This window comes from Citrobacter sp. TBCS-14, assembly GCF_005280805.1.
Taxonomy (GTDB): domain Bacteria; phylum Pseudomonadota; class Gammaproteobacteria; order Enterobacterales; family Enterobacteriaceae; genus Citrobacter; species Citrobacter gillenii.
On sequence record NZ_SZWM01000476.1, the window covers coordinates 121,561 to 135,631 of the forward strand.

Sequence of the window (14,071 nt, forward strand, 5' to 3'; positions counted from 1 at the left end):
ATCAGTCCGCCAACTCCAAAATTCGTACCACCAACTGCGAGAAGCTCAGGCCCGCCTGACGTGCCGCCATCGGCACCAGGCTGTGGCTGGTCATACCCGGAGAGGTATTCGCTTCCAGCAGATAAAACTGGTCATCACTGTCCAGCATGACGTCAATGCGACCCCACCCCTTACAGCCCAGCGCGGTCCATGCTTTCAGGACTAACGCCTGTAAAGCAGCCTCTTGTTCAACTTCCAGACCAGCAGGGCAGAAATATTGTGTCTCATCAGACAGATACTTCGCCTCATAATCATAGAAGGTTCCGGCCGGTTGGATACGTATTGACGGTAAAATTTCTTCACCAAGTATTGCAACGGTAAATTCCGGGCCACTCAGCCATTTTTCAATCAGTACTTCTTCATCATGCTGAAAAGCCAATGCTAATGCAGCCTGCAAAGCATTTTCTTCTTCAACTTTTGACATCCCAACGCTGGAGCCTTCGCGGCTTGGCTTCACAATCAGCGGCAAGCCTAACGCAGAAATCTGCGTAACCACTTCATCGCTAAGCCCTTTTTCAAACTCAGCGCGGGTCAACGCCACCCATGGTGCAACAGGTAGCCCTGCCCCCTGCCACAGCAGCTTGCTGCGCAGTTTATCCATTGAGATAGCGGAAGCCATCACACCACTCCCGGTATAGGGCAAGCCTATCAACTCCAGCATGCCCTGCAAGGTACCATCTTCCCCACCACGGCCGTGCAGCGCAATAAACACCTTCTGAAAACCCATTGATTTCAGAAGCGTGACATCGACCTCTTTTGGGTCAACCGGGTGCGCATCCACGCCGCCTTCGCGTAAACCGGCTAGCACCGCTGCGCCTGAATTCAACGACACTTCTCGTTCTGCGGAGGTTCCGCCCAACAGGACCGCGATTTTATCAGCCATGTTGCTCTTCCTCCGGGTTTTGCGGCTTCAGTTTGATTTCAGCTAAGGAACGCGCGATTTTGCCGATATTTCCAGCGCCCTGCACCAAAATCAGATCGTTACCCGTTAACACCGATGCCAGCATTTCAGCCACCTGTGCCGGATCGGACACCAGGATCGGGTCAACCTTGCCACGGCCACGAATGGTACGGCACAGCGAACGGCTGTCAGCCCCCGGGATCGGCGTTTCACCTGCGGCATACACGTCCAGCATCAACAGCGCGTCAACCTGTGTCAGGACGTTAGCAAAGTCATCGTACAGATCGCGGGTACGCGTATAGCGGTGCGGCTGAAACAGCATCACCAGATTTTTGTCCGGCCAGCCCGCACGTGCGGCTTTGATCGTGGCATCCACTTCCGTCGGGTGATGCCCGTAGTCATCCACCAACATTGCGCTACCGGCTTTACCGTTGACGGGATCCAGCGGGAATTCACCAAGGAAGTCAAAACGACGCCCAGTACCCTGGAAACTTTCCAGCGCGCGCAGAATAGCGTCGTCCTCAATACCCTCTTCGGTCGCTACCGCAACCGCGGCTGCCGCGTTCAGCGCATTGTGACGGCCTGGCGCATTTAACGTAACGCGCAGATCGGCCATCCCCTGACGCAACAGCGTAAAGTGACCCTGCGGGCCAATCTGCTGGTAATCTTCTATGCGTACGTCAGCATCATCGCTGAAACCATAGGTTGTAGTCTGACGACCGACGCGCGGTAACAATTCACGGATCACCGGATCGTCAACGCACATCACTGCACGACCATAAAACGGCAGGTTATGCAGGAAATTAATAAACGTCTGCTTTAAATTTTCGAAGTCGCCCTGGTAGGTATCCATGTGGTCAGCTTCGATATTGGTGACAATCGCCACCATCGGCTGCAAATGCAGGAACGACGCATCGCTCTCATCCGCTTCCGCAATTAAATAACGGCTATGGCCTAAGCGCGCATGTACGCCCGCCGCCTTCACCAGCCCACCGTTGACAAACGTCGGATCCAGCCCTGCTTCTGCGTAAATGCTGGAGACCATCGCGGTGGTCGTGGTTTTACCGTGCGTCCCGGCAATGGCGATACCATGACGAAAACGCATTAACTCAGCCAGCATCTCTGCGCGACGAATCACCGGAATACGCGCTTCATGCGCCGCCACAATTTCCGGGTTATCCGCAGAAATGGCGCTGGACACCACCACCACGCTCGCATCACGCACGTTTTCCGGGCGATGGTTGAAGAAAATCGTCGCGCCCAGATTACTCAGCTGTTGCGTGACCGGATTCGGCGCTAAGTCAGAACCGCTGATCTGATACCCTTCATTGGCCAAAACTTCGGCAATACCACCCATACCAGCACCACCGATGCCGACAAAGTGAATGTGCCGAACGCGACGCATTTCGGGCACGATGGAACGCAGTTTTGCCAATTGTTGTGTATTCATTCTTTAGCCATTAACTTCTCAGTTCATGCGATGCAAAAGGCATCGCCACAATTACGCCCGGGCAGCCCGGCTCACTGCATTTGCAACCCATTCGGTGGAATTCGGTATGGATGCATTACGAGCACGTTCTGCCATGGTTAATAAGGTTTCTCGCGACCACCCATCAAGGGTGCTGGCGACGGCATCCACAGTAAACTGCGGCTGCTCTAAAATTTTGGCGGCGCCCGCTTTTTCCAGCGGCAACGCATTCCAGTACTGCTGTCGGTCTTTATGCTGGAACGGCACAAAAATCGCTGGCAGGCCCGCTGCTGCGATCTCGCTCACCGTTAGCGCGCCGGAGCGACAAACCACCACATCTGCCCACGCATAGGCTGCGGCCATATCATCAATAAATTCGGTGACCTTATGCTGCGGCTGTCCGGCATCAACATAGGCCTGTTCCACGGTCTGCTGTGCGCCTTTACCGCTCTGATGCCAGATAGTCACCGTGTCGCCAAGCTTTGCAGCAACCTGCGGCAGCGTTTGGTTCAGCACGCGCGCGCCCTGAGACCCCCCGACCACCAGCACGCGAACCGGACCTTCACGTCCAGCCAGGCGTTCTTCAGGTAATGGCAGCGCCAGCACATCGGTACGTACCGGGTTGCCCACCACTTCCGCATCCGGGAAGGCGCCGGGAAACGCCTGCATCACCGTCGTGGCAATCTTTGACAGCCATTTATTGGTTAAGCCTGCGATGCCGTTCTGCTCGTGCAGCACGACTGGAATGCCTAACGACCAGGCCGCCAGACCACCGGGGCCCGAGACATAACCGCCCATCCCCAGCACCACGTCAGGTTTAAACTGCTTCATGATGGCGCGAGCCTGGCGCCAGGCGTTAAAAATACGCACGGGTGCGGCCAGCAGTGCGTTGAGGCCCTTGCCACGCAAACCGGAGATACGAATAAAATCAATGTCAATGCCATGCTTCGGCACTAAGTCCGCTTCCATACGATCGGCGGTGCCCAGCCAACGAACCTGCCAGCCCTGGGCCATTAAATGGTGCGCAACCGCCAGTCCCGGGAACACATGCCCGCCGGTACCGCCTGCCATCACCATTAACCGCTTCGGTTGACCACTCATCGTGCACCTCGTGTAAACGCCTGTGCTTTTTCCAGACGCGTTTCATAATCAATACGTAACAAAAACATGATGGCCGTCGACATGATCAACAGACTTGAACCACCATAACTAATCAGCGGCAGCGTCAGACCTTTCGTGGGCAGCATACCTGCCGCAGCCCCAACGTTAACCAGTGCCTGAAAACTAAACCAAACCCCAATCGAGCAGGCTAAAAAGCCTGAAAAACGGTGGTCAATTTCCAGCGCTTTACGGCCAATCGACATCGCGCGAAAAGCGACGAAGAATACCATTAAAAGTGCCAGTACCACACCGATATAACCCAGTTCTTCCCCAATAATGGCGAAGATAAAGTCAGTATGCGCTTCCGGCAAATACTCCAGTTTTTGTACCGAATTCCCCAGCCCCTGCCCCCAAATCTCACCACGACCAAAGGCCATCAGGGATTGCGTCAGCTGGTAGCCACTACCAAACGGATCCTCCCAGGGGTTCCAGAAAGAGGTTACGCGGCGGATACGATACGGTTCGGCGAGGATCAGCAGCACCACCGCCGAGATCCCCATGCCGATGATGGCGATGAACTGCCACAATTTTGCACCAGCCAGAAACAGCATCGCCAGCGTGGTAACAAACAGCACCACCACCGTCCCCAGGTCAGGCTGCGCCAGCAGTAGCACCGCCAGCACCAGGATCACGCCCATCGGTTTTAAGAAGCCGCGCAGGTTGTTACGCACCTCATCCACCTTACGTACCAGGTAGTTGGCGAGATAACAGAACAGCGACAGCTTGGTAAATTCCGCCGGCTGAATACGCAGCGGGCCCAGTGCAATCCAACGCGATGCCCCGTTAACCGAGCTGCCTACCACCAGTACGATCAGCAACATGATGATCGAGGCGATCAACATGGTGGTGCTGTACTTTTGCCAGAATTCCATCGGCAGACGCAGCGTGACCATCGCCAGACAGAACGCCAGGAAGATATACAGCGCATCACGTTTGGCGAACAGGAAAGGATCGCCCGCCAGACGTTGCCCAACGGGCATTGACGCCGATGTCACCATCACAAAACCAATCGCTGCCAGACCAAACGTCAGCCACAGCAACATGCGGTCATACATGATCAGGCTGTCCGCGTCTTTATCACGCGACGCCATCACCCAGCCTTTAAGCGCCGCGAAGATCCACGCCAGGACACCCCATCCCGGTATGCGCGGCATTCTCAGACGAGGGAGAGATAAACGCATCAACCCAACTCCTTCGCCAGGCGGGTAAAGACATCGCCACGCTGCTCAAAGTTTTTAAACTGGTCGAGGCTGGCGCAGGCCGGCGACAGCAACACCATATCGCCCGGTTTAACGCGCGGCGCGAGCAGACGCATCGCCTGCTCCATGGTTTCAGTTTGCTCGGCAACGTCTGGTCGCAGAGCGGCAAGCTGCGCCCCATCGCGACCAAAACAGTACAGACGAATACGATCGCCAACCAGATAACGACTGAGCGGAGAAAAATCAGCGGATTTCCCGTCCCCGCCCAGCAGCAGATGCAGCGTGCCGTCAACGTGCAGGCCATTTAGCGCCGCTTCAGTACTGCCGACGTTGGTGGCTTTAGAATCGTTAATCCAGCGTACGCCGTTATGTTCCAGCACAACCTGAAAACGATGCGCCAGTCCGGTAAAGGTGGTTAGCGCTTTCAGACTGGATGCCCGCGGCAGGCCCGCAGCATCCGCCAGCGCCAGCGCTGCCAGAGCGTTGGTATAGTTATGCTGACCGGAAAGCGTCATCTCTTTCACGTTCAGCACTTTTTCGCCCTTCACGCGCAGCCAGGTTTCGCCCTGCTGACGATTCAGGTGATAGTCACCCATATTGATGCCAAAGCTCACGCAGCGTTCATCAGCCCCGCGAACCGGCATCGTCAGCGCATCATCGGCGTTAACCACGCACACTTTCGCGTTCTCATAGACGCGCAGTTTCGCTGCACGGTACTGCTGCAACCCAAACGGGTAGCGATCCATATGATCTTCAGTCACGTTCAGAATAGTGGCCGCCACAGCCTGCAGGCTGGAGGTGGTTTCCAGCTGGAAGCTGGATAGCTCCAGAACGTACAGCTCGCGTTCAGCATCCAGCAGCATCAACGCAGGCAAACCAATATTACCGCCGACGCCGACATTCACCCCGGCCGCTTTCGCCATTTCACCGACCAGCGTGGTGACGGTGCTTTTACCGTTAGAACCGGTAATCGCCACGATCGGCGCCTGCGCTTCGCGACAGAACAGCTCAATGTCACCCACAATTTCAATACCAGCATCAGCGGCCGCGCTCAGCGCTGGATGCGCCAGGGCAATACCTGGGCTGGCGACGATCAGATCGGCGGCCAGCAGCCAGTCATCATTCAGGCTGCCAACATGGCGCTCAACCGCTTCCGGTAATTTATCCAGCCCCGGTGGCGTCGTGCGGGTATCCATCACCCGCGGCGTAACGCCACGCGCGAGGAAAAAATCCACACAGGACAGCCCAGTCAGCCCCAGACCGATAATGACGATTTTTTTACCCTGGTAATCAGCCATGATTAACGTACCTTCAGCGTTGCCAGGCCAATCAGCACCAGCATCAGCGAAATAATCCAGAAGCGCACGATCACGCGCGGCTCCGGCCAGCCTTTCAATTCATAGTGGTGGTGGATCGGCGCCATACGGAAGATGCGCTGTCCGCGCAGCTTGAAGGAGCCAACCTGCAGAATCACCGACAGGGTTTCCACCACAAACACACCGCCCATAATCACCAGCAGGAATTCCTGGCGCAACAGCACGGCAATAATGCCCAGTGCGCCACCCAGTGCCAGCGAACCGACGTCGCCCATAAAGACCTGCGCCGGATAAGTGTTAAACCACAGGAAGCCTAATCCTGCCCCGACAATCGCCGTGCAGACGATCACCAACTCCCCCGCATGGCGTAAATACGGAATATGCAGATAGTTGGCAAAGTTCATGTTCCCGGTCGCCCACGCCACCAGCGCAAAGCCAGCAGCAACAAACACGGTCGGCATAATAGCCAGGCCATCAAGGCCGTCGGTCAGGTTGACCGCATTGCCGGTACCGACGATCACGAAGTAGGCCAGCAGAACGTAGAACAGGCCCAACTGCGGCATGACGTCTTTAAAGAACGGCACGACCAGCTGCGTGGCGGGCGTATCTTTGCCCACCAGATACAGCGCGAAGGCCACGCCTAATGCAATCACCGACATCCAGAAGTACTTCCAGCGGGCGATCAGGCCTTTGGTGTCTTTACGCACCACTTTGCGGTAGTCATCGACAAAACCGATAATGCCGTAACCCACCAGCACCACCAGCACGCACCAGACGTAAGGGTTGGACGGGTAGGCCCACAGCAGAACGGAGATAACAATCGCGGTGAGGATCATAATGCCGCCCATGGTCGGCGTACCGCGCTTGCTGAAATGCGATTCTGGGCCGTCGTTACGCACAACCTGACCAAAAGACATTTTTTGCAGGCGGGCGATCATGCGCGGGCCCATCCACAACGAGATGAACAGCGCGGTCAGCAGGCTGACGATGGCGCGAAACGTCAGATAAGAGAAGACGTTAAAGCCGGAATAATATTTGACCAAATGTTCGGCCAGCCAAACTAACATGTTGCATTCTCCTGTAATGCGCGTACTACCTCTTCCATAGCGGCACTACGTGAACCTTTCACTAAAATCGTCATCACCTGATGCTCGGCAATCAATGTCTTAAGATGCGCGGCCAGCGCGGGTTTATCCGCAAAATGTTCGCCAACACCGCTGGCATCGCTGATTGCCTGACTCAGTTTCCCTGTACTCAATACGCGGTCGATACCCGCCGCCTTCGCAGCCTCTCCTACCTGTATGTGACAGGCTTCGCTTTCCGCGCCAAGTTCTGCCATATCGCCCACCACCAGCACGCGATAGCCCGGCATTTCAGACAACACCTGTACCGCGGCGGTCATCGAACCGACGTTGGCGTTATAGGAGTCATCCAGCAGCAGCTGATTCTCGGCAAGCGGGATAGGGAACAGACGTCCCGGCACTGCGTGTAAATCTTTCAGGCCGGTTTTAATCGCCTCATGCGTCGCGCCAACCGCCATGGAGAGCGCTGTGGCAGCCAGGGCATTGGCAATGTTGTGACGCCCCGGTAACGGCAGCAAAACATCAATGCTGCCCGTCGGCGTGTGCAGCGTAAACTCGGTGCCGTGTGACGTAACATGAATGTTGGTAGCAGAAAAGTCGCTGTTGGCCGCATTCGGCGAGAAGCGCCAGACGGTGCGATCGCCAATAATGCTCTGCCAGTTCAGCCAGTCGTTGTTATCGGCATTCATAATGGCGATACCGTTTTCCGCCAGGCCGGTAAAGATTTCGCCTTTTGCTTTGGCGACACCCGCCAGAGAACCAAACCCTTCCAGGTGAGCCGCCGCCAGGTTATTCACCAGCGCCGCTTCCGGTCGAGTTAATCCGACGGTCCAGGCAATCTCGCCCTGGTGGTTGGCACCAAGCTCAATCACCGCATAGTCATAATCGTTGTTCAGTCGCAGCAGCGTCATTGGTACGCCGATGTCGTTGTTCAGATTGCCCGCAGTGTATAACGTGTTCCCACACTGGCTGAGAATCGCGGCTGTCATCTCTTTGACAGAGGTTTTACCGGATGAACCGGTCAGTGCCACCACGCGGGCCGGAACCTGAGCGCGCACCCACGCCGCCAGCTCACCAAACGCCAGGCGTGTGTCCTTCACAATCACCTGCGGCAGAGAAACATCCAGCGGGCGACTGACCAGCAGCGCTCCCGCCCCGTTCTCCTTCGCCGTTTCGGCAAAATCATGGGCATCGAAGCGTTCGCCTTTCAGCGCTACAAACAGGCAACCCGACGTGACTTTACGCGTATCGGTGGTCACCGCATCAAGGGTCAGATCGCCCCCTTTCAGTTCGCCACCGAGGATCTCCGCCAACTGGCTGAGCGTTACGCTAATCATGCGATCACCCCCAGCAAACGAGCGGCCGTCACGCGGTCAGAATAGTCGAGGCGATGCGCGCCGACGATCTGGTAATCTTCGTGGCCTTTACCGGCCACCAGCACAACGTCGTTTTCTTTCGCCTGCATAATGGCGTTGGTGACCGCTTCAGCACGACCTTCCATCACCTTCGCGTGCCCGGCATCCAGCATACCTGCCAGAATGTCGTTAATGATGGCGCGCGGCTCTTCAGTGCGCGGGTTGTCATCAGTGACCACCACAATATCCGCGAACTCTTCCGCGATGGCGCCCATCAGCGGACGCTTGCCTTTGTCACGATCGCCGCCGCAGCCAAAGACGCACCACAGCTTACCGGTGCAGTGCAGACGTGCCGCCTGCAGCGCTTTTTCCAGCGCATCCGGCGTGTGGGCATAATCCACCACCACCGTTGTTTTGCCCGGCGCACTGAACACTTCCATACGCCCGCAAACTGGCTGCAGACGTGCCGCCGTTTTCAGTAAATCCGCTAACGGGTACCCTAATGCCAGCAGCGTTGCCAGTGCCAGCAGCAGATTACTGACGTTGAAGGCGCCCATCAGGCGGCTTTCAATTTCACCGTCACCCCAGGACGAGGTAAAGCGGATCGTCGCGCCGCTGTCGTGATAATTCACCTCAACCGCTTTCAGCCAACGACCGTGGCAGTTCGGGTTAATATGGTCTTCCATCGAAACGGCGACCGCATCCGGCAATTTTGCCAGCCAGCGACGGCCGACTTCATCATCTGCATTGACGATGGCCTGACCGCAATGGTGCGTGGAGTACAGCAGCCACTTCGCGGCTTCGTAATGTTCCATATCGCCGTGATAGTCGAGATGGTCACGGCTTAAGTTGGTAAATACCGACGCGGCAAACTTCAACGCTGCCACGCGATGCTGAACCAGACCGTGGGATGACACTTCCATCGCGCCTAACGTGGCCCCCTGCTCAACCAGCCCCGCCAGCACATGCTGGACGTCAACGGCTGAACCGGTGGTATTTTCGGTCGGGATCACTTTGCCCAGCAGGCCATTGCCAACGGTCCCCATTACGGCGCTGGTTTCGCCCAACAGCTGGCTCCACTGCGCCAGCAGTTGGGTGGTCGTGGTTTTCCCGTTGGTGCCGGTGACCCCCACCAGACGCATAGTGTCAGAAGGCTCGTGGTAAAAGCGGCCCGCCAGTGCTGATAAACGTTCGTTAAGCTGGCTCAGATAGATAACCGGTACGCCGTGCATTTCACGGATTTCACCGTCGGTTGCCTCATCTTTTGCCTCTGCAATAATGGCAGCCACACCTTGCGCTATCGCCTGCGGGATATATCGACGCCCGTCCGCCTGATGACCTACCACTGCCACAAAGAGATCGCCCGATGCAGCCACACGGCTGTCGAGCGTCATCTCCCGCAGTGCTCGCTCCGGTGCACCCGGCACCCATGGAGCAAGAAGGTCGCGCAAATTACGATCTGCCACCTGTCGCCTCGCCTTGATTATTCACAAAATCACTTTTATCGCTCGTTGTCAGCGCATCCGGCTCGATGTTCATGGTGCGCAGTACGCCGCCCATGATGGCACCGAAGACCGGCGCGGAAACGGCGCCACCGTAGTATTTACCCGCCTGCGGATCGTTGATAACAACCACCAGCGCGAAGCGCGGCTGACTCGCAGGCGCAACGCCTGCGGTATAAGCAATGTATTTGTTGATGTAGCGACCATCCGGCCCTACTTTTTTCGCCGTACCGGTTTTAATGGCGATGCGATAGCCTTTAATCGCCGCCTTCACGCCGCCGCCGCCGGGCAGCGCCACGCTTTCCATCATATGAACGACGGTACGTACGGTAGATTCCGGGAAGATACGCTCGCCCGGAACAGGAGGATCAACTTTGGTAATCGACAGCGGGCGATAAACGCCATAGCTGCCGATCGTTGCGTAGACTCGCGCTAACTGTAACGGGGTTACCATTAGCCCATAGCCGAAAGAGAAGGTGGCCCTCTCTATGTCAGACCACCGTTGTTTTTGAGGATATAAGCCACTGCGTTCTCCGACCAACCCCAAATTGGTCGCTTTTCCCAGCCCAAAACGTGAGTAAGTATCTACTAACGCTGAGGACGGCATCGCTAACGCCAGTTTGGAAACACCGACGTTACTCGACTTCTGCAAAACCCCGGTAAGGGTCAATTCGCTATAACGCGCCACGTCTTTAATTTCGTGGCCATTAATTCGGTAAGGAATGGTGTTAAGTACGGTATTTTCACGTACCACGCCACGCTGCAGCGCGGTCATCACCACCATCGGTTTAACGGTAGAACCCGGCTCAAACACGTCNTTTGGAAACACCGACGTTACTCGACTTCTGTAGTACCCCGGTCAGGGTCAATTCGCTATAACGCGCCACGTCTTTGATTTCGTGGCCATTAATTCGATAGGGAATGGTGTTCAGCACGGTGTTTTCACGCACTACGCCGCGCTGCAGTGCCGTCATCACCACCATCGGTTTAACCGTTGAGCCCGGTTCAAATACGTCAGTGATGGTACGGTTACGCATGACATCTTTTTGCGTACCGGAGAGATTGTTTGGGTTGTAGGATGGGCTATTCGCCATCGCCAGCACTTCGCCGGTGTTGACGTCTACCAACACGGCGCTACCTGATTCCGCTTTGTTAAACGCGACGGCGTTGTTCAGTTCGCGATAGACCAGTGCCTGCAAGCGCTCATCAATACTCAGCGCCAGGTTATGTGCCGCCTGACTGTCTGTTGAAGAAATATCTTCAATCACGCGGCCATAGCGGTCTTTACGCACCACGCGCTCGCCCGGCTGACCGGTGAGCCATTTATCAAAACTCTTCTCAACGCCTTCAATGCCCTGGCTGTCGACGTTGGTAAAACCGATGAGGTGAGCGGTCACTTCCCCGGAAGGATAGTAACGGCGGGATTCTTCGCGCAGATGAATCCCCGGCAGCTTGAGTTTTTTGATGTAGTCGGCCATGTCAGGGTTGACCTGGCGTGCGAGGTAGATAAAACGCCCTTTCGGGTTGGCATTGATGCGAGAAGCCAGTTGGTCGAGCGGGATGTTCAGCGCAGTCGACAGCGCTCGCCAGCGTTCGCCAACGCTTACGCCACCCGCATCATGCACTTCTTTCGGATCGGCCCAGATGGCCTTCACCGGCACGCTCACCGCCAGCGGACGGCCGGAACGGTCGGTAATCATGCCACGTGACGTGGAGACTTCCTGGACGCGCAAGGAGCGCATGTCGCCCTGACGCACCAGCATGTCAGGCGCAATAATTTGCAGCCACGCAACGCGTCCCAGCAGGAAGCACAGCGCCAGCAAAATACAGCCGCACAGTAACGCAAAACGCCAACTGATAAAGTTGGCTTGTTCTTCCTGGCGTTTTGGTTTGAGCGTCTTTGCCGCTGCTTTCATGCGTCGCGTTTATCCTTATTTTTGTACAACGATATTTTCTTGTGAGGGATCGACATGCTGCAACTGCAGCTTTTCCGTTGCGATCCGTTCAACACGGCTATGGTCACCGAGAGCGTTCTCTTCGAGGATCAGGTTACGCCATTCGATATCCAGTGCATCGCGTTCCAGAACTAACTGTTCACGCTGCGCGGTCAGTAACCGCGTATGGTGCGCGGTCGTCACGACGGTGACCGCCGTCAAAATAATGCAAATGAACAGGCAGAGTGGCAGCTTCCCGAACCGCAAAAGATCGTCACCGATCACGCCAGGCAAAGCATGGCGCTCGTTACTTCCTATCGATCCTTTAACTTTGCTGAGGGCTTCTGTCACTCTGCTGATCATGCGTTCGTNAAACCGCAAAAGATCGTCACCGATCACACCAGGCAAGGCATGGCGCTCGTTGCTTCCTATCGATCCCTTAACTTTGCTGAGGGCTTCTGTCACTCTGCTGATCATGCGTTCGTCCTCTCTGCAATGCGCAGAACTGAACTACGGGCACGAGGATTTTCTGCGACCTCTTCTTCACCCGGCATCAACTTGCCTAATGCTCTCAACTCACGGCCGCCCAGCTTTTGGATCTGCGCTTCGGTCATCGGGATCCCCGCCGGAACCTGAGGACCGCGACTTTGTTCGCGCATAAAGCGCTTCACAATACGGTCTTCAAGCGAGTGGAAACTGATGACAGAAAGGCGACCACCTGGAGCCAGCACGCTGAGCGAGCTTTTTAGCGCCTGCTCTATCTCCTCCAGTTCACTGTTCACCCAAATGCGCACCGCCTGGAAGGTACGGGTCGCGGGATGTTTGAATTTGTCTTTTACCGGCATGGCCGCCGCAATGACTTCCGCCAGTTGTTTGGTGCGGGTCATCGGTTCAACGCGGTTACGCTCGACAATGGCGCGAGCAATGCGTTTGCCAAAGCGTTCTTCGCCAAAGGTTTTAATCACCCAGGCAATATCCGCTTCATCTGCCGTTTGCAGCCACTCGGCGGCTGACTGGCCGCGCGTTGGGTCCATACGCATGTCCAACGGACCGTCACGCATAAACGAAAAGCCGCGCTCCGCATCGTCTAATTGCGGAGAAGAGACGCCAAGATCGAGAAGGATGCCATCGATCTTACCGGTTAGCCCGCGCTCACTCACGTACTCAGCCAGCGCGGAGAAAGGTCCATGAATGATGGAGAAGCGGGGATCGTTAATGGTCTGAGCTACCGCAATAGCCTGCGGATCGCGATCGATAGCCAGCAAACGCCCCTCTTCGCCAAGCTGCGAGAGGATCAGTCGTGAGTGACCGCCGCGACCAAATGTCCCGTCAATGTAGATGCCGTCCGGACGAATATTCAGACCGTTTACGGCCTCATCCAGCAACACCGTTGTATGTTTAAATTTTTCCATCATCTTATAGAGACAAATCCTGCAATCGTTCCGACAGCGCGCCGGTAACAGATTGCTCAGCGTCGATATCTTCCTTGACCTGTTGATACCAGGTCGTTTCATCCCACAGCTCAAATTTGTTGAACTGCCCAACCAGCATCACTTCTTTTGTTAACCCTGCATGTTGCCGCAAAATGGGTGCTATCAGTAATCGACCGGCGCTATCCATCTGACATTCACTGGCATGCCCCAACAGCAGGCGCTGTACGCGGCGCTCGACCGGATTCATGCTGGACAGACGAGATAGCTTCTGCTCGATAATTTCCCATTCAGGCAGGGGGTAAAGCAGCAGGCACGGGTGATGGATGTCAATGGTGCAAACCATTTGACCGGTAGCACTCTCGAGCAGTTGATCCCGATACCGGGTAGGCACTGATAAGCGCCCTTTACTGTCGAGATTAACTAACGTCGCTCCCCGGAACATGCCCGTCTCACCCCCGATTACCACTTTGTCCCACAAAATCCCACTTATAAGGAGTTTACGGAGCGGAGGAAAACCTTGTCAAGCAAGTCACGGCGCTTAGAGGAGCAAAAAACCCAATGTTTACGGCTAATATCAGCGTTGAACAAATTCCGTACAGCGAACGAAGCAAATTAACGTCATGAATATTTGTAAGAAAAAAATCCAACAACTCATCATTGTTTAAAACAACTCAATATCAT

The 14,071-nt window shown here is 55.8% G+C and carries 11 protein-coding genes and 2 pseudogenes; all 13 read right to left on the bottom strand.

The window, feature by feature from the left end:
- Nucleotide 1 precedes the first annotated feature (1 nt).
- Complete coding sequence (locus FDX22_RS17570; RefSeq protein ID WP_117342314.1) at nt 2-922, bottom strand: D-alanine--D-alanine ligase; 921 nt, start codon at nt 920-922, stop codon at nt 2-4.
- Nucleotides 915-2,390, bottom strand: coding sequence for a UDP-N-acetylmuramate--L-alanine ligase (gene murC, locus FDX22_RS17575; protein WP_146717543.1), 1,476 nt, complete (start codon nt 2,388-2,390; stop codon nt 915-917). The genes FDX22_RS17570 and murC overlap by 8 nt, the downstream gene beginning before the upstream one ends.
- 51 nt (nt 2,391-2,441) lie before the next feature.
- Entirely contained in the window at nt 2,442-3,509 is a 1,068-nt protein-coding gene (gene murG / locus FDX22_RS17580) for an undecaprenyldiphospho-muramoylpentapeptide beta-N-acetylglucosaminyltransferase (protein WP_146717544.1), read from the bottom strand.
- Entirely contained in the window at nt 3,506-4,750 is a 1,245-nt protein-coding gene (gene ftsW, locus FDX22_RS17585) for a cell division protein FtsW (protein WP_135912587.1), read from the bottom strand. Before ftsW ends, murG begins: the two co-directional genes overlap by 4 nt.
- On the bottom strand, nt 4,750-6,066 hold the full coding sequence (gene murD, locus FDX22_RS17590) for a UDP-N-acetylmuramoyl-L-alanine--D-glutamate ligase (RefSeq protein ID WP_115259459.1): 1,317 nt from the start codon (nt 6,064-6,066) through the stop codon (nt 4,750-4,752). The genes ftsW and murD overlap by 1 nt, the downstream gene beginning before the upstream one ends.
- Nucleotides 6,067-6,068: 2 nt before the next feature.
- The gene (gene mraY, locus FDX22_RS17595; RefSeq protein WP_096758305.1) at nt 6,069-7,151 is read right to left on the bottom strand and encodes a phospho-N-acetylmuramoyl-pentapeptide-transferase; all 1,083 of its coding nucleotides are present in this window, start codon (nt 7,149-7,151) and stop codon (nt 6,069-6,071) included.
- Nucleotides 7,145-8,503 carry a UDP-N-acetylmuramoyl-tripeptide--D-alanyl-D-alanine ligase gene (murF, locus tag FDX22_RS17600; RefSeq protein ID WP_117342315.1) on the bottom strand — a complete coding sequence of 453 codons (1,359 nt, stop codon included), beginning with the start codon at nt 8,501-8,503 and terminating at the stop codon, nt 7,145-7,147. Before murF ends, mraY begins: the two co-directional genes overlap by 7 nt.
- Nucleotides 8,500-9,987: a UDP-N-acetylmuramoyl-L-alanyl-D-glutamate--2,6-diaminopimelate ligase gene (murE, locus tag FDX22_RS17605; RefSeq protein WP_117342316.1), complete on the bottom strand. Its 1,488-nt coding sequence runs from the start codon at nt 9,985-9,987 to the stop codon at nt 8,500-8,502. Before murE ends, murF begins: the two co-directional genes overlap by 4 nt.
- A pseudogene (gene ftsI, locus FDX22_RS17610) lies at nt 9,974-10,840 on the bottom strand (peptidoglycan glycosyltransferase FtsI); the annotation flags it as partial. The gene murE and the pseudogene ftsI (FDX22_RS17610), both read right to left, overlap by 14 nt.
- Before the next feature lie 13 nt (nt 10,841-10,853).
- Nucleotides 10,854-11,939: pseudogene (gene ftsI, locus FDX22_RS17615) on the bottom strand (peptidoglycan glycosyltransferase FtsI); the annotation flags it as partial.
- Nucleotides 11,940-11,954: 15 nt separating this feature from the next.
- Nucleotides 11,955-12,320 (bottom strand): cell division protein FtsL, encoded by a 366-nt coding sequence (gene ftsL / locus FDX22_RS17620; protein WP_115259462.1) that lies wholly within the window; start codon nt 12,318-12,320, stop codon nt 11,955-11,957.
- Nucleotides 12,321-12,430: 110 nt separating this feature from the next.
- Entirely contained in the window at nt 12,431-13,372 is a 942-nt protein-coding gene (gene rsmH / locus FDX22_RS17625) for a 16S rRNA (cytosine(1402)-N(4))-methyltransferase RsmH (RefSeq protein ID WP_146717545.1), read from the bottom strand.
- A gap of 1 nt (nt 13,373) precedes the next feature.
- A complete protein-coding gene (gene mraZ / locus FDX22_RS17630) occupies nt 13,374-13,832 on the bottom strand; it encodes a division/cell wall cluster transcriptional repressor MraZ (RefSeq protein WP_005124560.1) in 459 nt (152 codons plus the stop codon).
- Nucleotides 13,833-14,071: the final 239 nt, after the last annotated feature.

What these genes read in the sequence shown, in the direction of transcription:
- ftsL (WP_115259462.1), bottom strand. Translation starts at nt 12,320, where the DNA reads ATGATCAGCAGAGTGACAGAAGCCCTCAGCAAAGTTAAAGGATCGATA.
- mraY (WP_096758305.1), bottom strand. Translation starts at nt 7,151, where the DNA reads ATGTTAGTTTGGCTGGCCGAACATTTGGTCAAATATTATTCCGGCTTT.
- rsmH (WP_146717545.1), bottom strand. Translation starts at nt 13,372, where the DNA reads ATGATGGAAAAATTTAAACATACAACGGTGTTGCTGGATGAGGCCGTA.
- mraZ (WP_005124560.1), bottom strand. Translation starts at nt 13,832, where the DNA reads ATGTTCCGGGGAGCGACGTTAGTTAATCTCGACAGTAAAGGGCGCTTA.
- ftsW (WP_135912587.1), bottom strand. Translation starts at nt 4,750, where the DNA reads ATGCGTTTATCTCTCCCTCGTCTGAGAATGCCGCGCATACCGGGATGG.
- murF (WP_117342315.1), bottom strand. Translation starts at nt 8,503, where the DNA reads ATGATTAGCGTAACGCTCAGCCAGTTGGCGGAGATCCTCGGTGGCGAA.
- murC (WP_146717543.1), bottom strand. Translation starts at nt 2,390, where the DNA reads ATGAATACACAACAATTGGCAAAACTGCGTTCCATCGTGCCCGAAATG.
- murD (WP_115259459.1), bottom strand. Translation starts at nt 6,066, where the DNA reads ATGGCTGATTACCAGGGTAAAAAAATCGTCATTATCGGTCTGGGGCTG.
- FDX22_RS17570 (WP_117342314.1), bottom strand. Translation starts at nt 922, where the DNA reads ATGGCTGATAAAATCGCGGTCCTGTTGGGCGGAACCTCCGCAGAACGA.
- murG (WP_146717544.1), bottom strand. Translation starts at nt 3,509, where the DNA reads ATGAGTGGTCAACCGAAGCGGTTAATGGTGATGGCAGGCGGTACCGGC.